Genomic DNA, 20089 nt, shown 5'->3' with positions numbered 1-20089 from the left:
TCATCTTTCCGACAACATTTTATTCGCTTGCTTCAGGCACGAAAGCATGAATTCCTCTTCTGCCTTTTCTGCCTTTCCGGGCAGTATATCCATCAGGCGTTCAAAATTATCGATGATCAATCCGGTCTCGACATTGCGGCTGTTCAACACGCCTTCCAGCCAAACGCTGTAATCGAGAAAGATTTTAGAGTCCTGCAGCTCATACGCCGTCTCCAAATGGTCCAAGTGATGCCGGTTGTCTTCCTCCGTACGCAGGAATCCGCGTTCCCCGAACCGGTCCCATAACGAGGGATAAGCTTCATAAATGCTGGTCGCCGTTGCCGAAGCAATGCGGCCTTTGGTTTCTGTGTTCATTCAGCAACCACCTCGTACTGCCGCACTTTCGGTACAATGCCTGCAAGCTGCTGGTCCGGGTAATGCTTTTCCAGTTCATGGATTTCCTTGAACTCATTGCTCTTGACCCATTTCATATAGGCTTCTTTTGAATGCCATTCCAGGTGTACCGTCAGCTCATTCGGCTTTTTGGTATTTTGGATCAAACGGAATGAATGGAAACCATCCGCTTTGTCGACACGCCGCGAGCGGTTTTTATAGATGGCGATCAAGTCGTCCGTCTTTTCTTCCGGCACCGTTACAGTGGAAGTTACAATATACATCAAAAAGCCCCTTTTCGCTAAATTCTAGTGTTTATTATAACCTTTCGATTTTCGAATTAAAAGCGTTGTCCTTTGCGCCGTAAGATTTCAATACTACTTGGATACAGAAGGAGCGCTTGTCTTTTTTAAAGCCGGCAACCCTCATCAGCGAAAATCCGCCGGCAGGGGCACCGGTTTATCCTATACCCGCTTGAACGCGTAAGGAATCCTCCTGCCGCCAGCAAACGCCCTTATTGAGTGAAAATTAATAAAAATCCGGTTTCCCCCTTGTCTTTTCCATCCAATTGGATTAAAGTAATCTGTATTATATAAATTCAATTGCATATTTTATTTCTTATCTAGAGAGACGGAGGGATTTGGCCCTGTGAAGTCTCAGCAACCAGCCTGCAAAGGCCAAGGTGCTAATTCCAATAGGCGCATGCCTAGAAGATGAGAAGAACGTGTTCCTATACAGGGGCTTTCTTCTTTTTCTGAAGAAAGCCCCTGTTTTTTTTTTGAAAGGATGAGCGAAATGGCAAAGAGAAGTTTAGAAACCCGATTGGTTCAATTAGGCACCCGCAGCGATGAAAAAACCGGCGCAGTCAGCACTCCGATTTACTTATCGACTGCATACGAACATGAAGGCCTCGGTAAATCCACCGGCTACGACTATACCCGCACGAAAAACCCGACGCGTACGGTTCTCGAAGAAGGCTTTGCGGCGCTGGAAGGCGCAGATGCCGGGTATGCCTGCAGTTCCGGCATGGCTGCCATCCAATTGGTGCTGTCCCTGTTCCGCCCGGGAGATGAACTGGTGGTGCCTGAGGACATTTACGGCGGCACCTACCGCCTGTTGAACCATTACTCAGATGTCTTCGGCATCCACACGCACTATTCGGACTTCAACGATGGCGAAAAGACGGAAGCATTGATCAATGAAAACACCCGCGCCTTCTTCATCGAAACGCCGACCAATCCCTTGATGCAGGAAATCGACCTGGAGCGCTATGCCGCTTTGGCTAAAAAATACAATTTGCTGCTGATTGCCGACAACACATTCCTAACGCCTTATCTTCAACAGCCGATTTCACTCGGTGCAGATATTGTTGTGCACAGCGCCACGAAATATATCGGCGGCCATAACGATGTACTCGCCGGACTGGTTGCCGCGAAAGGAGATGCGCTGTGCGAACGGTTAGCCGTCCTTCACAATTCGGCAGGCGCAGTGCTGTCGCCGTTTGATTCATGGCTGTTGATCCGCGGGTTGAAGACATTGCCGCTCCGCATGAAACAACACGAAAAGAACGCCAAGGAAATGGCGGAATTCCTGCAATCCCATCCGGCCGTATCGGACGTTCTATATCCCGGGAAAGGAGGCATGCTGTCATTCCGGCTGAATCAAGCGGAATGGGTCGCCTCGTTCCTCGAAAGCCTGGAATTGATCACGTTCGCCGAAAGCCTGGGCGGCGTTGAAAGTTTCATCACCTACCCGGCTACCCAGACACACGCTGAAATCCCTTATGAAGAGCGGACAAGCCGCGGCATCTGCGACAGGCTGCTCCGGTTCTCAGTAGGCATCGAAGAAGCTGAAGACCTGGCGGCGGACCTCGCCGAAGCATTGAAAACATTCGACAAGGAGGGCGTACGCCTATGACGACAAACCGTCTGGAAACCCAATTGATCCACGCAGCGGGCACCGATGAGAAAACAGGCGCAGTGAATGTCCCGATTTTCTTATCATCGACATACCACCAAGCGGATTTTGAAGAGTTCGGTCTGTTCGATTACAGCCGCTCCGGCAACCCGACACGCCAAAAGCTTGAAGAAACCATTGCCAAACTGGAGAACGGCACACGCGGTTTTGCGTTCGCTTCCGGCATGGCCGCCATCTCTTCGGCATTCATGCTATTGTCTGCCGGGGACCACGTCCTCGTTTCTGAAGATGTCTACGGCGGGACTTTCCGCTTTGTCACCGAGGTGCTGCCGCGGTTCGGAATCAGCTATTCGTTTGTCGACATGACCGACTTGAGTGAAATGGCCGCCGCTTTCCAGGAGAACAGCAAAGTGGTCTATATCGAAACGCCATCTAACCCGGTGATGAAAATCACCGATATTGAAATTGCCGCAAAACTGGCCAAAGCGAATGATTGTCTGACGTTCGTCGACAACACGTTCATGACGCCGCTTTATCAGAACCCTTTGGATCTGGGCGCAGACCTTGTGCTCCACAGTGCAACGAAATTCCTGTCCGGGCACAGCGATATCATTGCCGGGCTTGCTGTCACCAAAGATCCGGAACTCGGCAGCCGCCTCGGATTTATCCAAAATACGTTCGGATCGGTGCTAGGCGCACAGGATTCCTATACATTGATCCAAGGCATCAAAACTCTGGGCTCAAGGCTGAAACAGTCATCGGCTTCCGCCCGCATCATCGCCGATTACCTGCATACCCATCCAGCTATCGAGGAAGTTTATTATCCCGGCTTCCGTTTCCATCCCGGGAATCCGATCCACGAACGCCAAGCAACCGGTGCCGGTGCCGTGCTTTCCTTCCGCCTTGCGGACAAAGCCGCTGCCAAGACCTTTGTGGAAAGTCTGCAGATTCCGATTTTCGCCGTCAGCCTCGGTGCTGTTGAAACGATCCTTTCCTATCCTGCCACAATGTCCCACGCCTCCATGCCGAAAGAGGAGCGCGAAAAACGCGGCATTACGGACGGCGTTCTGCGCCTATCCGTCGGGCTTGAACACGCGGACGATCTGCTTGAAGACCTGGAGCAGGCATTGCAGAAAGTACGGCGTGCCCACCCTGCCGAATTGGTGAAATAAACCCTTGAGAGCCGGATGCCTGTTCTGTGCATCCGGCTTTCATTTTTTTAGTTTTTCGGCGATTCTTGAAGGTTATCGGCGATCCTGGGGATTTATCGGCGATTCTGGGGATTTATCGGCGATTCTGGGGTTTTATCGGCGATTCTGGGGATTTATCGGCGATTCTAGGGATTTATCGGCGATTCCCAATTTACACAAAAAAAAGCCGTCCAGTGCGTTAACACTGACGGCTTTCTTCTATTATATATATTAGCTGCGTCTGTCAGTTGCTCCGATTGGGACGTTTAGGTCCACCGCTTCTTTTAGCGCGGACGGATGACGCGCCACTTCTGTTTCAATTGCCGCTTTTGCCACCGCTGCAGCCACAGCCGATGCAACCCGTTGGTCAAATGGGGCCGGAATGACGTAATCGTCATGAAGTTCGCTAACTTCAATCAGGCCGGCAATCGCTTCGACTGCCGCGATTTTCATGGCGTCATTGATTTCGGAAGCCCGCACATCAAGTGCTCCGCGGAAGATGCCTGGAAAAGCCAGTACGTTGTTCACCTGGTTGGGGAAATCTGAACGCCCGGTTCCGACAATCCGTGCTCCTGCATTTTTCGCCAGATGCGGCAGGATTTCTGGATTCGGGTTCGCCATGGCGAAGATGATGGCGTCACGGTTCATCGACGCGACCATGTCTTCTGTCAAGGCGCCGGCAGCGGATACGCCGATAAAAACATCCGCCCCTTGGATCACTTCAGCGAGCCCGCCAGTTTCCTTTGCGTAATTGGTCATTTCGGAAACTTCTTGTTTATAGGGGTTCATTCCATTTGTCCGCCCTTTATAGATTGCCCCTTTGGTATCGCACATGATCAAATGGCTGAAGCCGAATTTGCTCAAGAGCTTTACGACCGCAATTCCGGCAGCACCGGCTCCATTGACTACCACTTTGACGTCCTCGACACCTTTGCCGACGAGTTTCAGCGAATTGATCAGCCCGGCAAGCGTAACAATCGCCGTGCCGTGCTGGTCGTCGTGGAACACCGGAATGTCCATTTCCTGCTTCAGCCGCTCTTCCACGATAAAACAAGTAGGTGCTGAAATGTCCTCGAGGTTCACACCGCCGAACCCCGGTTCAAGCAATTTGACCGTCTGGATGATGGTTTCTGCATCTGTGGAATCGAGGCAGACCGGAAAAGCATCCACCCCGGCAAATTCCTTAAACAGCACTGCTTTCCCTTCCATCACCGGAAGCGCCGCTTTCGGTCCGATATTGCCAAGGCCGAGCACCGCTGTCCCATCCGTGACTACCGCAACCGTATTGCCCTTCATCGTATAATCGAACACCTTCTCAGCATCCTGCGCAATCTCCTTGCACGGTTCTGCTACGCCCGGAGAGTAGGCAAGACTTAAATCCCTCTCGTTCCTGACCGCCACTTTCGAACGTACTTCAAGCTTTCCCCGGTTCTCGCGATGCAAATGCAAAGAATCGTTTCTCAGGTTCGTCATTGCCTCATCTCCCTTTGTTCATAATGCTTTATTATAGAGAGTTCTTTGCGAAATAAAAGGCTTTTCGCTTAATTTAATGAATTTTCAGTCTTTAGACCGAGAAGGAAAAGAAACGTAAGCGCTTACTATTCCAAGACCTGGAATTTTAATAAAAACGAATAAAAGCCTCCAGTTCCCTTGGAGGCTTTTATTCGTGAAATTTTAGATTGCTGTCCAGCCGCCGTCCACCTTGATCGTTTCGCCGGTCACAAAGTTCGCCAGGCCGGAAGCCAAATACAAGACCGCTCCGGAAATATCCCTCGGCTGTGACAAACCGTCAAGGAGAATCCGGCTCTCGACGTCTTTTTTAAACGCTTCGTCTTCAAACATTTTCGCGGTCAATTCGGTTTCGATAAATGTCGGAGCAACGGCGTTGACGTTGATGCCTGCCTTCGCCCATTCCACAGCCAAGGCTTTGGTCATCTGGACGAGGCCTCCTTTGCTCGAGCAGTATGCCGCCCGTTTGATATAGCCGACAAAGGCCATTTGCGACGCGATATTGATGATCCGTCCGCTCCCTTGCTCCAGCATGTATTTCGCAGCTGCCTGGCTGGCAAAGAAAGCAGATTTCAGATTCAAGTCGAGAACGGTGTCCCAGTCCTGTTCGGTGACTTCCATCGCCGGTTTGGCAATGTTGACGCCGGCATTATTGACCAGCACATCCACCCTTCCGAACGTTTCGGCAGCCGTGTCGACTAAACGCCGCACTTCCTGGATATCGCTCAAGTCGCCGCTGACCGCGATGCAATTCGGATTGAAGCTGTGCAGCTCAGCCAGCGTTTCGTCCAGCGCTTCCTTGCCGCGCCCGGAGATCGCTACATTGGCGCCGAGTTCAGCAAACGTCCGGGCGATATCCCGGCCAATTCCTTTGCTGCCGCCAGTGACGATAACGGTTTTTCCTTTGAGTTCCGTGAAGTATTCGACCATCATTCAGCCTCCTGCCCGGTTTTGAGATCATTTTTCAGGAAATGGATCAAGGTCTGTTCGCGTTCGGCATTGATCTTTTCGGATACAGCCGGCTCCCAGTCGTAGAACCCTTTGCCGCTCTTGTCGCCAAGATCCCCTTCTTCAACAAGCTGTGTCAATGTCTTGCCAGAGCGCGGATCATCCGCCAGGTCACTGAACAGATAATTCGAAATGGCGGAGAACACGTCCAATCCGCCCATATCCGCTGTCATCAGCGGACCCGTCACCGGCAGGCGCCGGCCGATGCTGTAGGTGACCGCGGCATCGATGTCTTCTTTGGTGGCTGCCCCTGCATCCAATAACGCCTGTGCTTCACGGAACAGCGCATATTGCAGGCGGTTGCCGATAAACCCGGGCAGTTCCTTGTTCAAAAGGATCGGTTTTTTATTCATCGAAGCGACGACTGCCATCGCGCGCTCCACTGTTTCATTATCCGTCCGCTCGCCTTTGACCACTTCCACAAGCGGAATCAGGTGTCCCGGGTTCCAGAAATGCGTCACGACCAGCCGGGTCGGATGTTCCATATCGTCTGCCAGCAGGCTTGGCATAAAGCCGGATGTATTGCTCGCAATGACAGTCTCGGGCCCGACCAGGCTTTCAAGCTTCCGGTACATGTCCTTTTTTAAATCGAGCACTTCCGGAATCACTTCTATGATGAAAGTCGCCCCTTCCACCACTTCCTCCAAGGAAGTCGAAAAGTGGATGCTGTTCTTGATGCGCCGGCCGTCTGCCGCGTCAAACAAGCCATTGTCCACCATAACCTGAATTTTATTTTCCAACCCTTTATCCGCATTCTCCAAGTCCTGCTCGTTGATGCCGTATACTTTCACTTGCTGGCCTGACCATGCTGCGGACAAGGCAATTGAATGGCCCATTGTCCCCGATCCTAAAATTGAAATCTTCTCCATGCTGCACCCCTCTTTTGTTTTATTCTGTATAACGAATTATACCCAACAAACTACGGAAGAACATAGCTTGTTGGGCAATGATTGCTTATAGGCCTAAGCCCAATGAAAATAGAATGACCGCTAGGACGGCGCCTAGCAATGGCACTACGACTGACAATGCCCCGAATGCCGGATATGCATCCCGGTGCGTCTCGCCTGCGATGGAACGGATGGTCGTCACTACATATCCGCCCTGCGGCAAGGAATCAAGCGATCCGGAAGAAATGGATACCGTACGGTGCAAAGCTTCTGCGTTGACGCCCATATCGAGGTAATGCGGCGCCAGGAGCGGCAAGGCGATCGCCTGTCCGCCGGAAGAAGATCCGGTCAAGCCGGCGATGACCGCAACAGCCAAGGCTCCGCCGATCAGCGGGCTTCCCGGAATCCCCGTCATTACGCCAACCGCCGACTCGAAAGCCGGAGTGGCACGGACTACACCGCCGAAACCGACAACCGCTGCTGTATTGGCAATGGCGATGACGGCGCCTAGTGCGCCTTCACCGAACGCATGGCCGATATTCTGGAAGTACTTCCGGTTGATCAGGTACGTCGCCAAGATCCCGCCAGAAAGCGCAATGATCAATGCCGAAGTCCCCAAGGAATCGTGGAAAATAAACGAAATGATCAAGACAACGAGCAGCGGAATCATGCTGAGCAGCGGGTTCGGCAATTCTCTTCGCGTTTCCGCAGAAGGGTCCGTCTTCCGGGCCACAAAATGCTCCCCTTTTGAAACTGCTTTCGAAATCATCTTTTTCAGCCACCAATAGCCGAAGACCATCATAAAGACTGCGACGATCGCGCTGACTTCCCATCCTGCATACGGAGAAGTCCCTAAAAATTCGATTGGAATCCAGTTCTGGATTTCCGGCGATCCTGCAGATGTCATGGTGAATGTGGTCGACCCGAACGCCAGGGCAGCCGGGATGAAGCGGCGCGGCAGATCTGCCTGCTTGAACAAGCTGAGCGCCATCGGGTAAACCGAGAATGCCACAACGAACAAGCTGACGCCGCCGTAAGTTAGAACCGCACAGGCAATAACGACTGCCAATGCAGCGCGCTTCATGCCGATTTTGCTGACGATCCATTTCGATACGCTGTCAGCTGCACCGCTGTCTTCCATGACTTTACCGAAAATCGCACCGGTCAGGAACATCAAATACCAGGACGCGATAAATCCGGTGAAGCCCGTCATGTAATTGGTCAGGAAGTTCGCGGCGCCTTCAGGAGCCAATTGCGGAAAAATGGGCAGCCCGTTAAAGACCGCCACGAGCAAAGCTGTAAGCGGAGCAGCAATCAGAAGGTTCATCCCTCTCATCGTCAAATAAATCAATAATGCCAATCCGCCGAATAAACCGATCATGCCTAACATAAATTATCCCCCAAACGCCTTAAAATAATATGATGTGCCGGCTGGCGGGACCTTTAAATTTCAAAACGCCCCAGCCGGAATTGTGTATATGTATAGCCAGACCCGCGCAAACTTCACGGGTTCAGCATCGTTTATTTATTGCCGTATCGTCTCACGCGGAGAAGCGCCTGCTCGGCGTGCCCTGCAAAGTTCTCCAATTGGCAAAGCCGTGCAGCGTATTCGCCGATATACGCACTTGCTTCAGGCGTCGTCACTTTCTGGTATGTGACGGTCTTGATGAATTTGCCCACCCAAAGTCCGCCGGTGTAGCGGGCAGCGCCTTTTGTCGGCAAAGTGTGGTTTGTGCCGATGACTTTATCGCCATAAGCTACGTTCGTCTCAGGCCCAAGGAACAAGCAGCCATAATTCGTCATATGCTCAAGGAAATAATCCGGGTTTTCCGTCAGGATTTCCACATGCTCGAATGCCAGACGGTCCGCTTCAATGCGCGCCTCTTCAATCGAGTCGACAATCAGGATTTGCCCGTAATCTTCCCATGAAACGCGGGCAACATCCGCTGTCGGCAAAGTTTCGAGCTGGCGCTCGATTTCCTTCACCGTTTCTTCCGCCAATTGTTCGGAAGTGGTGATCAGTGCACCCGGCGATGTCGGTCCATGTTCGCCTTGGCCGAGAAGATCCGTTGCGATCATTTCTGCATCTGCTGTATGGTCAGCCACCACTAATGTTTCAGTAGGGCCTGCAAACAAGTCGATTCCGACTCTTCCGTATAGTTGGCGCTTCGCTTCTGCGACAAAGGCATTTCCTGGCCCGACAATCATGTCGACCGCTTCGATCGTTTCGGTGCCGATTGCCATGGCGCCCATCGCCTGGATTCCGCCGAGCAGGTAGATTTCATCTGCCCCTGCAAGGGACATTGCAGCAATCGTCGCATTCGGGATTTCGCCGTTGATCGGCGGTGTGCAAGCGATTACACGTTTGACGCCGGCAACTTTCGCTGTCAGGACACTCATATGCGCTGAAGCCACCATCGGGTAACGGCCACCTGGAATATAGCAGCCGACGCTGTTGACTGGAATGTTCTTATGGCCTAAAATCACGCCTGGAATATGCTCAACTTCCACGTCATTCAATGATGCCAATTGCGCTTCGGCGAAAGCCTTTATATTCTTTTGAGCAAATTTGATGTCATCAATCACTGAAGAAGGAACTTTGGAAACGATTTCATTTATCTGCTCTTGAGTTAAACGGAACGATTCAGGCCCCCACTTATCGAATTTTTCGGACAATTCACGGACTGCAGCATCCCCGCGTTCTTCTACATCCTTTAGCGCACCGGCGACAATCTGCGAGACTTTCACGTCGTTTGCACTTACTTCTTCTTGCGATTTTCCTGCTTTAAAAACTTTCACCATAATTGATCCCTCCATTTTGAATACGTATGCAAAAATGATCTTACCAAGAAGAATATTGTAATCCATCTTGAATGTCAACAATTTTTAGACAGTTTCCCGTTCAACCAGCCTTCCTTCAATTTCCAATGCACGGCCGAAACCTTTGTATTCCTCGATTTCATCCATCAAATAATTGATCGTTTCTTCCACCATTTTTTCAATCGGCTGTTCCCAGGTCGTCAATCCGTAACCGGGCCATCCCGCCATGTCGATATTATCGAAACCGATCACTTTTGTGTCTCTCGGGACGCGGACAGACTTTTTGCGCAAAGCGTCAATCACGCCGAGTGCCATGATATCATTCCCTGCAAAAATCGCAGCCGGAAGATGCCCTCCCTCCAGCATGTCCAGTGCCGTTTTGAAGCCGCCTTCGTAGGTATAATCGGATTGATAGATCCGGTAAGGAATTCCTGATTGCTCCAGGACTTCCACAAAGCCTTCTTCGCGTTCACGGCTTGTCGATGTATCGCTGTTGCCGGAAATATAGGCGAAGTCTTTCGACCCTTTGCCGATCAGGTAGCGCGCCACTTCGCGGCTCGCGTTGAGGTTATTGCAGCAGACGGAATAAAAGCCGCCTGTATTCAGCTTGCGGTTGAAAAATACCAAAGGAATCCGGTTGGCCCGGAAATCTTCAGCGACAGTCAAAGACATCGTCGCATCCGTGATGATGACGCCTGCTACATTGTAATTGAGCAGGGTTTCGACGTCTTCCCGCTGCAATTCCTCGTTTTGCGTGTGGACGAACAAGACACTGTACCCCAGCTTCTTGAAAGCTGTCGTGAACTGTTTCAGCACCTGCGGATAAAACGGGTTCTGTACGCCTTTCATCACCAGCCCGATGATTTTTGTGCGGTTCGTGATCAGGCTCCGTGCAAATTCGTTGGGATGGTAGCCCAACTCTTCCGCAGCCGCCAATACCTTGGCCCGTGTTTTAGCGGATACCTTCGCCCCTTCAAAATAAACCCTCGAAACTGAGGATTGAGATACTCCTGCAAGTTTCGCCACATCTTTCGCCGTCACCATCTGTTTCATACGCTCCACCCTTTTTCCATCTTCTAGAACTATAGGTTACACCAAATCCGCATTTGCCGCACCCCGCTTCCTAAAAAATGTCCCTCTGCGCTTCAGCAGAAGGACATCAACGTTATCATTCGATTTTTTCCAGGCTAGAAGTGACCTTGTATTCGTTATCGCCGTCTTCCATGATGAATTCCCGCTTCACTTCTCCGTATCCTTCTACGAAGTAGGAACGGAGGATGGCCCCGTCCTCGCTTTTATTTTCCAGCAGAATGGCATTATCGAAATCCCTGTAAGGCGTCTCCACTTTGGCTCCCAACTCCTTGACCGGCATGCCGTTCACTTCATCCCCGGCTTCGACCGGCAGTTCGAAATAGCGTGAGATCGGCTCCAGCGCCTGCAGTTCTTCAAGGGAAGGCTCGTATTCCTCATAAAACTCCGGTTCTTCTTTCACAAGTTCTGCGGCATTTTCTTCAATGCGATAGACTCTCAATACCGTCGTGCCGCCATTGTCTTCATAGACAGCCACATGGCCGCCTTCAAGATGGACCGTCCATACAGTCAATTGGGCATACTCATTCCCCTCCCCTTTGTAATGGGCTATCGAGCCGTCCTCCAGGAAAAAGGCGTAAGGATCTTCGGAAACCTCTTTTCCTTCCCCGCCGGAAGCCGGCTCTTCTTCCCCGGGAACGGTTGTATCCGGCTGCGGCGTGACAGCATCCGGTATGACCGGATCGGGATCCGGTTCAGTTCCGCACCCTCCGAGCACGAAAAGCAGCAGGCCCAAAGCAATTTGCTTTTTCATTGCGATCACTCCTTTATGGATTAGACGGCAAAATGATGCATTCTGTTACAAATTTCTTCTCTTATCATAGAATTTCAAAGATTTTCCTGCTAAAATGAAAAAGTTGAAATTTGAAATTAGCGGGGTACGTTATGAAAAAAAGAATGTTATGCTTCGGAATCGCGGGCGCGTTGTTATTGTCCGGCTGTTCACAAGAAGATGCCCATACCGAAACACAAGCCGCCACTACGGCCAACAAGGAAGAAAGCGCCAATCTTCATCTTCTCGATCAGGAGCTCGAAGACATTTCGGCAGAGGAATGGGAAAGCATACACTTATCGGAAACAGATTTTGACCGGTTCCTGTCGAGCCTGCCGGAAAAAGATGAAAAAGGATTCCAGGAAATCTCGGAAGTATCGATGAAAGGCATAGACATCCGTATTGTGTTGAACAACAACAATGGAGATACGCTCGACAATCTGCTATCGGCTCCTTTCCTGGATGCAAAAGTGCGCCAGGCATATTTGCAGTCGGCATATTTTGAAGGACGGCAGCCGGCCATCCAAATCACTGATTCGGCGGGAACAGTGCTCTCGGACACCGATGAGCCGCTTGATTTCGCAAAACCGTAAAAGCTCCATACGAAAAGAAGGCCCGGGAAACGCTTCCGGGCCTTCTTTTATACATGAAATGAATGATCATAGATCGGTTTGATATGCAGATCAAAATGCTCTTTCGCTTCTTCGATGGTGTAGATGCCGCCTTCTGCCCCAGGCTCCTGCAGCTTTTCGATATGGGCATCCACCAGGTCTGCAAAATATTTGCCGACAGCGATTTTCTTTGGATATTGCTGCTGCACTTTCGCGATGAACGCTTCATCCAATGCCTGTTTATAGGCATAGTAAAGCGCAGCGTTCACCAGTGTCAGCGACCCGTGGGCAACGTTTGTCGCAAGATAATAATTGCCGTAAACATCCTTGAACAAATCTCTTTCCGCTTTGATTTCCATTCCGTCCGCCTCCTTTTCCCTCTATTCCCCTATACCCGTTCACCGCTCGGGCTAACATGAAAAAGGCATTCATCAGAATGCCCTTTCCGTTCTAGCGCTTGCCCCGATGCTGCTTCTTATTCCTTTTGAAAGATCAATTGTTGAAAAGGCTGCGGATGACGCGGATGACCCGCTCTTGCTGTTCTTCCGTCATGTTCGAACCGGAAGGCAGGCATAAGCCGTGGCGGAAAATCTTCTCGCTCACCGCTTCCCCATCGCCATGGGAAAAGAATTGCGCATCTTTGAACAGCTCCTGGGAATGAAGCGGGTTCCAGACATTGCGCGATTCAATTTCTTCAGCAGCAAGCGCACGCTTGATATTTTCAGGAACCAGCGCGGTCAAATCCGGGTTGAGCGTGAAGGCAGTCAACCAGCGGTTTGAAAACGTCCCTTCAGGTTCTGGCTGGAATTCAATTGCCTCAATATCGCCCAGTCCGGCGACATATCTTTCGTAGACGGCACGCCTTGCGGCTACGCGCTCATCAATCGCTTCCAGTTGAGCCCGGCCGATTCCAGCTAAAACGTTGCTCAGCCGGTAATTATAGCCGATTTCGTGATGCTTGTAATAAGGTGCCGGATCTTTTGCCTGGGATGCAAGGAAACGGGCCTTCTTGATCGTTTCCGTATCGTTTGATATGAGCATGCCGCCGCTTGAAGCGGTGATGATCTTATTGCCGTTGAAGGAAAAGATCCCGAATTTCCCGAACGTCCCGCTGCTTTTCCCTTTATAGCTGGAGCCCAGTGATTCTGCCGCATCTTCGACAATCGGCACACCGTATTCATTACAGATTTCCAGCAGCTCATCCATCTGTGCGCTTTGCCCGTATAAATTGACAACCACGACAGCTTTCGGCAGCTTTCCTTCATCGGCTGCTGCACGGAACGCTTTGCGCAGCGCGACCGGCGACATATTCCATGTCTCTTCTTCGGCATCAATGAATACCGGTTCCGCGCCTTCATACAAGATTGGATTTGCGCTCGCCACAAACGTAAGCGACGAACAAAAAACCCGATCCCCTTTCCCGATCCCTAATAGATGGAGCGCCAAGTGAATGGCCGCGGTTCCTGAACTCAAGGCTGCCCCGCCTGCAGCGCCAGTATATGCGGCCAATTCTTCTTCAAATTTATCGACATTCGGGCCGACCGGCGCAATCCAGTTGGAGTCGAATGCCTCTTGGATATATTTCATTTCGTTCCCCGTCATATGCGGAGTCGACAGCAGGATTTTCTCTTTCGTTTCTGCTGCCGGTATAAAAAAGCTTGTGCTGGAGTTTTGCTCAATCGGAAGGATTTTCATCTTTCTGCCACCTCGCCATCATTCAATAATGCACTTCTGGTATGCGACGCTTTTTTCCATTGTCCTGTCAGACTGTTCTTAGTGGGACGCTTCGGTTTACAGGTCAGATCATTCACCCTTTCCATTCCTTCGCAACCTTGAATTCTTCAGTTCACGTTATTGATGACAAGGCGGAATTTATTTTTTTTATTCGGCGGAATCTCTTCGACTATGCGGATATGATATTTCATATCTTCCCCGAATATATACACCAGCTCTTCCTGGATGGATTCGGTCATCGCAGCCGTGTAGCTTTCAGCTGCCTCGACCATGACATCTATAGCATCCGGTTCAGTCTGGCTGAATTGGATTTTTCGTATAGCTGAAGAAAAACTGCTGCCAGCCATGGACATATAGAGCGCCGTAAACTTCCCCCGGCTCTGTGATTGGAGGAAATCTTCTTCCCGCCCTTGAAGCTGGCGGAGGACCGGATAGGCACTGCCGCATTCGCAGCGCTCCTCTTCTATCGCCAAATCGATCAGTTCCCCAGTCTTGTAGCGGATCAACGGGGTTCCATAAGTATTAAAACCAGTGATGATCATTTCCTTGTCTTCTGTCGCTTCAATGATTCCGGAGCCAGGATTGTAATGCATTTTGCCCTTGGCGCATTCCGCAATGAACGGTGCACCTTCAGTAAAAGCAAAATGGTGGTGGACCGGGCTGTCAAATGCCGCTTCGATTTCCTTCTGGCATTCCGGAGTCAGTTTCTCCTCCGTTGTGAAAATGGCAATCGGCTGGAAGGAGAGAATGATTTTGTTCTGATTAATGTATTTCGCTAGCTCACAGATGGCTGATGGCAGCCCGTCAATGAAGTCCGGCTTGTAATTGTCGAGGTTTTCTATATATGCCCGGGCATTCTTTTCATTGCAGTAATAGGAGGAATACAAGCGCTGCTTTGCGGAATGGTTATCCCGCCAAAACACTTTCTTCCGCTGCCGCTTCGGGATAAAGCGGTTGGAACTGAACGACGCCCGCTTCATTTCCAGATTGGTCGCACCGTGCTGGTTCTTGAAAAAATCAAGGAATGCCATGTGTCGCTGCATATCCTCCTTCGTAATCAGGAACTTCAATGGCATTCCTGAATTGTCTAGGATATAAGAAACGACAGCCGCGCTCTCCGGCAATGTATAGAAGCCCGCAATATTCTTTTGGAGCATGTCCATCTCGAGGATCGGAAGCTTTTTAAGGTCTTCGACCGTCCGGATGCTCTCCAAATCGATCCCTTTATAGAACTCCTGGTAAAATGGGCTCTGGTCAACCGCATATGCGATCAGTTTTTGCATTTCTTCCTGCTGATGCGTTATTCCGGCCGCTTTATCCGAATCATTGCGGTTGCCCAAGGCTCTTAAAAATTCAAAGTAGATATGTCCATACCTGCTTTTTGTTTTGCGGTATCCTTCAATTGTGGTCAATAGATTCTGCAGGTATATCGGCGAATTGTCGTAGATTTTCATGGGCAGCTCACGCATCCGCACTCTCTCCTTCAAGTTTTACTCTATGCAGCCAAGCTTCCTGGGCTGCTCAGGAAAACATCAAGCAAATTCGTTCCCCGCTTTCGCAGCCCATGTTTTCTTCCATTCCTGTTCGGGTTCTTTCCGCTTCCGGTTCGCCAGTCCCAAAAGCGTTTCCTTCGTCTGTTCGGGAGTCATATCTGGCAGTTGCTTCAGGATCCGGCTCATCTCCACCTGGCTGATCGGCGTTGCTTTCCCGATATAGATCTTCGGGAAGATCTTTTCGCTTTGGATTTCGCTTGCATCCAACAGCTCTTCGTATAATTTTTCACCCGGCCGCATTCCTGTGAATTGGATTTTGATCTCGTTTTCCTCGAATCCGGAAAGCTTGATCATATTGCGCGCCAAGTCGACGATTTTGACAGGTTCGCCCATATCGAGCACGAACACTTCCCCTCCTGAAGCAAGAAGCCCGGCTTGGATGACCAGCCGCGAAGCTTCAGGTATGGTCATGAAATAGCGGGTCATGTCCGGATCGGTTACAGTGACGGGACCGCCGCCTGCAATCTGTTTTTTGAACAGCGGGACGACGCTTCCGCGCGAGCCCAGGACATTGCCGAACCGGACAGCGGCGAATGTCGTCTTGCTGTTGATCGCAAGGTTCTGAACGATCATTTCGGCACAGCGTTTTGTCGCACCCATGATATTCGGCGGATTGACCGCTTTATCGGTGGAAATCATGACAAAACTTCCAATGCCGTATTTGTCCGCCGCTTCTGCGACGTTTTTCGTCCCAAAGACGTTGTTTTTCACTGCTTCCAGCGGATTCGCCTCCATTAGCGGCACGTGCTTATGCGCCGCGGCATGGTAGATAAGGTCCGGCCGATACGTTTCCATCACTCGGAAAATGCGTTCCCGGTCCTGGATATCGGCAATGATCGGCACGATTTCAATGGTCTCCGGCAGCTTGCCGCGAAGCTCCATGTCAATCGTGTAGATCGAGTTTTCCCCGTGGCCGAGCAACAGGATTTTGCCCGGATTGAATTTGGAGATCTGCCGGCAGATTTCTGAACCGATCGATCCGCCTGCGCCGGTCACCATAACCGTCTTGCCGGCGATCTGTTCTTCGATTGCTGCCATGTCGAGCTTCACTTCTTCCCGGCCGAGCAGATCCTCGATTTTCACATCGCGGATGTCGCTGACAGTCACTTTTCCAGTCATCAGGTCCTCAATGCGCGGAATCGTTTGCACCTTGGCGCCTGTATCAAGGCATTGTTTGGTCAGTTCGGCCATCGCTCTTTTCGACAGCGAAGGAATCGCAATGATGATCTGCTCGATGCGGTGATCCACTACATATTCCGGGATATTCCCAAGAGGGCCGACAACTTCGAGCCCGTAGATCTCAAGTCCCCATTTTGTTTTGTCGTCATCGGCAAAGATGACGGGATTTCTGCCCCACTCCGGATTATTCTTCATATGGCGCGCAATCATTCTGCCTGCCTGCCCTGCGCCTACCACCATTGTCCGGCTCGTCAAAACGGCTTTGCGCCTGATTGACTGCTCCTGGATCAATCGCAATGAAATCCGGGAAGCGCCGAAGAAGAAAATCAGCAGCATCCAGGACAGCATCAGCGTACGGGCATACAATTGTTCGCCATATGCATATTGCATGATGCTGGCGACAAAGATGGTCAATGTCACCGCTTTGACGATTGATTTCAATTCATCGACGGATGCATATGCCCAGATTTTCCGGTATAGCCCGTAATGCCAGGCGAATGAGTGCCAAGCGATGAACAAGGTCACTGTGCTGATGAACAGCATTTCATTCGACAGCACGCTGGCATACGGGTATAAGAACAAGTAGCAGGCGTAGATGGAAGAAAGAATGATCAACGAATCAATCAAGAATAATGACAAGTATCTTTTCTTTATCGTCAACTTAATTACCCCATCTCGTTTCTCATTTTCCAGCTTCTATTTGCTGTAGTTCTGGTAATAATAATTGTCTTTCGACATCTGGTAATTGTTCATGACCACACCCATGATGAACGCCTTTGACGTTACCAGGGCGTCTCTGGCCTTGATGACACTGTCTTTCTCCGATTTGCCGGTATTGACCACCAGTACGGTGGCGTCGCATTTATTCGCCAGGATCTTCGAGTCGGTGACCGACAGGAGCGGCGGCGAATCAATGATGACGATATCGTATTTCGACTTCATCTCTTCCAGAAGGTCGTCCAGTGCGGGCGTGCTGAGAAGTTCTGCCGGATTCGGCGGAATCTGGCCGCATAGCAGAAGATCCAGGCCGGGAACGCCGCTTCTTCTCACGGTATCCTGAAGGCGCCCCTTTTTCAGAAGCAGATTGGACAGGCCGATTTTATTGGGCATCTGGAACGTATGGTGCAGCGTTGGCCGCCTCATATCCGCATCCACCAGCAGCACCCGCTTGCCGGCTTCCGCAAAGACGATCGCCATATTGCAGGACGTGGTCGATTTCCCTTCCTCCTTGGCTGCCGAAGTGAACAAGATCGTCTGAGTATCGGGCCCTGGCATGGAGAAATTGATATTTGTCCGGATCGTCCGGTATTGCTCTGTCGTTATTGATTGCGGATTAGATCGAACCACCAATCTTCGTGCCGCCGATCGATTTGACTTTTTCGCTGTCCACATCGCCCACCAACTCCTTCTGTTCTTTGTAATTGGATGATCTTCTCATTTCCTTTGTGCTTTCTGCTTGGCTGACAATGCCGAGGACGTGAAGGCCGACGATATCCTCAATATCCTCTTCCGTACGGATCGTTGTATTCATCTGATCCAACAGGATGGCGAGCCCGGTGCCGATCATGAAGCCCATTACTGCGCCGATCGCCATATTGAACAGCGGGTCCGGCTTAACTGGTTCCGGATCTACCGGCAACACAGCCGGTGCAAGGATGTTGACATTATCGACTTTCATCAAGTTCTTGATTTCCGCCTGGAATACGGATGCTGTCGTATTGGCGATCAGCACCGCCCGCTCCATGGAAGCGTCTTCCACATTCAGTGTCAGCACTTGCGAATTTTCAACGCTTGTCACTTCAATCCGCTCATTCAGATCCGTCACCGATTCGTTCAGCTTCAGTTCCTCAATGACTGCTGCCAGAATGGCCGGGCTTTTGATGATGACGTTATAGGTGCTGATAAGCTGGATGTTGGCATCGATGTTCTGTGCATCGAACGGCTGTGCCGCCGTCGCGTTCTGATTGACCAGAATCTGGGTCGATGCCTGGTAGATCGGTTTCATCAGCGTATAGCTGACAACGCCGCTCAACGCAACAAACAGGAGCGTGACCATGAGGATCAGCGGAATCCGTTTGCGCAGGTTCTTCATGAATTCTTTGACATTGAATGTACTTTCCATTCCTTACACCTCTGTTCCCGATGGATTTTTAGGTTGCTTTTTAACGCGTTTGCTTTTCGGCAAGATCGCCGATGTAAAAAATCTTGGAGAGTTTTCCGTTATGCGCGTTCAGCATAAGGATGATCCACAGCACCAGCCCGATCGGCGAAAGAATGACGCCTGACAGCCAACCGATGACCGGAAGCATTCCAAGAAGTGTAAATACAGCAAAAAAGGCGAGCGACAGGTAAATGGACTGGAAAGCATGGAACCGGACGAACCGGTTATCCTTCTCGATCAGCAGGAAGACGATTCCTGAAAAGATGCCGAAAAGGTAAGCAAGCGTACCGGCAATGTTTTCCGGGAGCCCGAGCGAAGTGGCGTGCAGCCTTGCATCGCTGTTATCCTGTGCATGCTTGAACACAGTCTGCTGTTCAAAAGTTCGAAGCTGATGATCTTCTGTGAATTTGAAATTGTTCTCAACCATTTTCTTTTCCTCCTTTATCCTTTACCATTTGACCTCATACTACGGAGGGAAGGTTAAAATAAAGTTAAATAGTTTTAATAATTAAATTATTTTAAAAAAAGCATGAAAAAGCCGCCTAGATCGCATTTTCGATCAGGCGGCTTTCGCTGGTTCATTATTCTGCTGTAAATTTGTAGCCGAATCCCCGGACCGTGCGGATATGGATAGGATTTGCAGGATCCTTCTCCACTTTCCGACGCAGGTTGCTAATGTGGACTTTTACCGTCTGGATATCCCCTTCAGAATAATAGCCCCAGATACTGTCGTAAAGCTGCTCAGCGGTCCAGACCCGGTTCGGATTCTGGGCCAGCAGCAAAAGCAATTGGAATTCTTTATGGTACAGGCGCACCGGTTCGCCGGAGACATACAGTTCGCGGGCATCAATGTGGATCTTGATGTCATTGAACTCCAGCACGGACAGCTTGTCTTCATCGCCGCTCTTCCACCCATTTCTCCTAAGGATTGCCCGGATCCTTGCTTCCAGCTCGGTGAAGTCGAAAGGCTTTGTGATATAGTCATCGCCGCCTGCTTCAAGCCCGTTGATCTTATAAGCCAACTCTTTCCGATAGCTGACGAAGAGGATGGGGAGTTTGGTCTGCAGCCGGATCTGCTCGCACACTTCGATTCCATTCATGCCTGGCATCTCGATATCAAGCAGTATGAGATCGGGATTTTCTTTTGCCAGCTTGTCCATCGCTTCATAGCCGTCTTCCGCATCGATAACGCGGTAGCCTTTCTTCATCAGGAATAGCCGGATCAGTTCACGGATGCCTTCTTCATCTTCCACAACCATTACAGTAGCTTCGCTCATGGTACGTCCC

General features: G+C 50.7%; 20 protein-coding genes and 1 riboswitch. Of the genes, 3 read left to right on the top strand and 17 right to left on the bottom strand.

The window, feature by feature from the left end:
• Complete coding sequence (locus ACTL32_RS02010) at nucleotides 1-354, bottom strand: hypothetical protein (protein ID WP_441339914.1); 354 nt, start codon at nucleotides 352-354, stop codon at nucleotides 1-3.
• Nucleotides 351-656, bottom strand: coding sequence for an antibiotic biosynthesis monooxygenase family protein (locus ACTL32_RS02005; protein ID WP_441339913.1), 306 nt, complete (start codon nucleotides 654-656; stop codon nucleotides 351-353). Before ACTL32_RS02005 ends, ACTL32_RS02010 begins: the two co-directional genes overlap by 4 nt.
• Before the next feature lie 331 nt (nucleotides 657-987).
• Nucleotides 988-1092, top strand: a riboswitch (SAM riboswitch).
• 75 nt (nucleotides 1093-1167) lie between these two features.
• On the opposite strand from ACTL32_RS02005, the gene ACTL32_RS02000 reads away from it, so the two are divergent.
• Nucleotides 1168-2289 (top strand): methionine biosynthesis PLP-dependent protein, encoded by a 1122-nt coding sequence (locus tag ACTL32_RS02000; RefSeq protein WP_441339912.1) that lies wholly within the window; start codon nucleotides 1168-1170, stop codon nucleotides 2287-2289.
• Nucleotides 2286-3461 carry a cystathionine beta-lyase gene (metC, locus tag ACTL32_RS01995; RefSeq protein WP_441339911.1) on the top strand — a complete coding sequence of 392 codons (1176 nt, stop codon included), beginning with the start codon at nucleotides 2286-2288 and terminating at the stop codon, nucleotides 3459-3461. The genes ACTL32_RS02000 and metC overlap by 4 nt, the downstream gene beginning before the upstream one ends.
• Before the next feature lie 249 nt (nucleotides 3462-3710).
• Here metC and ACTL32_RS01990 read toward each other — a convergent pair whose 3' ends face one another.
• The 7 genes from ACTL32_RS01990 to ACTL32_RS01960 form a co-directional block, all read right to left on the bottom strand.
• A complete protein-coding gene (locus ACTL32_RS01990; RefSeq protein WP_441339910.1) occupies nucleotides 3711-4952 on the bottom strand; it encodes an NAD(P)-dependent malic enzyme in 1242 nt (413 codons plus the stop codon).
• A gap of 201 nt (nucleotides 4953-5153) precedes the next feature.
• Nucleotides 5154-5918, bottom strand: a complete 765-nt coding sequence (locus ACTL32_RS01985) for an SDR family NAD(P)-dependent oxidoreductase (protein WP_441339909.1) — start codon at nucleotides 5916-5918, stop codon at nucleotides 5154-5156.
• Entirely contained in the window at nucleotides 5918-6865 is a 948-nt protein-coding gene (locus ACTL32_RS01980) for a 3-hydroxyacyl-CoA dehydrogenase family protein (protein ID WP_441339908.1), read from the bottom strand. Before ACTL32_RS01980 ends, ACTL32_RS01985 begins: the two co-directional genes overlap by 1 nt.
• A gap of 85 nt (nucleotides 6866-6950) precedes the next feature.
• On the bottom strand, nucleotides 6951-8273 hold the full coding sequence (locus ACTL32_RS01975; RefSeq protein ID WP_204890799.1) for a GntP family permease: 1323 nt from the start codon (nucleotides 8271-8273) through the stop codon (nucleotides 6951-6953).
• Between the two features lie 131 nt (nucleotides 8274-8404).
• Nucleotides 8405-9685, bottom strand: coding sequence for a histidinol dehydrogenase (gene hisD, locus ACTL32_RS01970; protein WP_441339907.1), 1281 nt, complete (start codon nucleotides 9683-9685; stop codon nucleotides 8405-8407).
• 84 nt (nucleotides 9686-9769) lie between these two features.
• Nucleotides 9770-10756: a LacI family DNA-binding transcriptional regulator gene (locus ACTL32_RS01965; RefSeq protein WP_441339906.1), complete on the bottom strand. Its 987-nt coding sequence runs from the start codon at nucleotides 10754-10756 to the stop codon at nucleotides 9770-9772.
• Nucleotides 10757-10871: 115 nt separating this feature from the next.
• Complete coding sequence (locus tag ACTL32_RS01960) at nucleotides 10872-11546, bottom strand: hypothetical protein (protein ID WP_441339905.1); 675 nt, start codon at nucleotides 11544-11546, stop codon at nucleotides 10872-10874.
• A 131-nt stretch (nucleotides 11547-11677) separates the two neighbouring features.
• Between ACTL32_RS01960 and ACTL32_RS01955 the strand changes: the two genes are divergently transcribed.
• Complete coding sequence (locus ACTL32_RS01955) at nucleotides 11678-12157, top strand: hypothetical protein (RefSeq protein WP_441339904.1); 480 nt, start codon at nucleotides 11678-11680, stop codon at nucleotides 12155-12157.
• Nucleotides 12158-12204: 47 nt separating this feature from the next.
• Here the strand turns inward: ACTL32_RS01955 and ACTL32_RS01950 are convergent, their stop codons facing one another.
• The 8 genes from ACTL32_RS01950 to ACTL32_RS01915 form a co-directional block, all read right to left on the bottom strand.
• Entirely contained in the window at nucleotides 12205-12534 is a 330-nt protein-coding gene (locus ACTL32_RS01950) for a hypothetical protein (protein WP_441339903.1), read from the bottom strand.
• Between the two features lie 133 nt (nucleotides 12535-12667).
• Complete coding sequence (locus ACTL32_RS01945) at nucleotides 12668-13870, bottom strand: DegT/DnrJ/EryC1/StrS family aminotransferase (RefSeq protein ID WP_441339902.1); 1203 nt, start codon at nucleotides 13868-13870, stop codon at nucleotides 12668-12670.
• A gap of 146 nt (nucleotides 13871-14016) precedes the next feature.
• Nucleotides 14017-15378, bottom strand: coding sequence for a hypothetical protein (locus tag ACTL32_RS01940; protein ID WP_441339901.1), 1362 nt, complete (start codon nucleotides 15376-15378; stop codon nucleotides 14017-14019).
• Nucleotides 15379-15441: 63 nt separating this feature from the next.
• The gene (locus tag ACTL32_RS01935) at nucleotides 15442-17301 is read right to left on the bottom strand and encodes a polysaccharide biosynthesis protein (RefSeq protein ID WP_441339900.1); all 1860 of its coding nucleotides are present in this window, start codon (nucleotides 17299-17301) and stop codon (nucleotides 15442-15444) included.
• Nucleotides 17302-17337: 36 nt separating this feature from the next.
• Nucleotides 17338-17988: a CpsD/CapB family tyrosine-protein kinase gene (locus tag ACTL32_RS01930; protein ID WP_441339948.1), complete on the bottom strand. Its 651-nt coding sequence runs from the start codon at nucleotides 17986-17988 to the stop codon at nucleotides 17338-17340.
• Nucleotides 17975-18763, bottom strand: a complete 789-nt coding sequence (locus ACTL32_RS01925; RefSeq protein ID WP_441339899.1) for a YveK family protein — start codon at nucleotides 18761-18763, stop codon at nucleotides 17975-17977. The genes ACTL32_RS01930 and ACTL32_RS01925 overlap by 14 nt, the downstream gene beginning before the upstream one ends.
• A gap of 40 nt (nucleotides 18764-18803) precedes the next feature.
• The gene (locus tag ACTL32_RS01920; protein ID WP_441339898.1) at nucleotides 18804-19229 is read right to left on the bottom strand and encodes a DUF4870 domain-containing protein; all 426 of its coding nucleotides are present in this window, start codon (nucleotides 19227-19229) and stop codon (nucleotides 18804-18806) included.
• Nucleotides 19230-19383: 154 nt separating this feature from the next.
• Nucleotides 19384-20079: a response regulator transcription factor gene (locus ACTL32_RS01915; protein ID WP_441339897.1), complete on the bottom strand. Its 696-nt coding sequence runs from the start codon at nucleotides 20077-20079 to the stop codon at nucleotides 19384-19386.
• Between the last annotated feature and the right edge of the window lie 10 nt (nucleotides 20080-20089).

The organism is Planococcus sp. FY231025, assembly GCF_052078085.1.
Taxonomy (GTDB): Bacteria; Bacillota; Bacilli; order Bacillales_A; family Planococcaceae; genus Planococcus.
The sequence above is the reverse complement of the archived record's forward strand: the minus strand, read 5'-3'. Positions and strand labels throughout refer to the sequence as shown.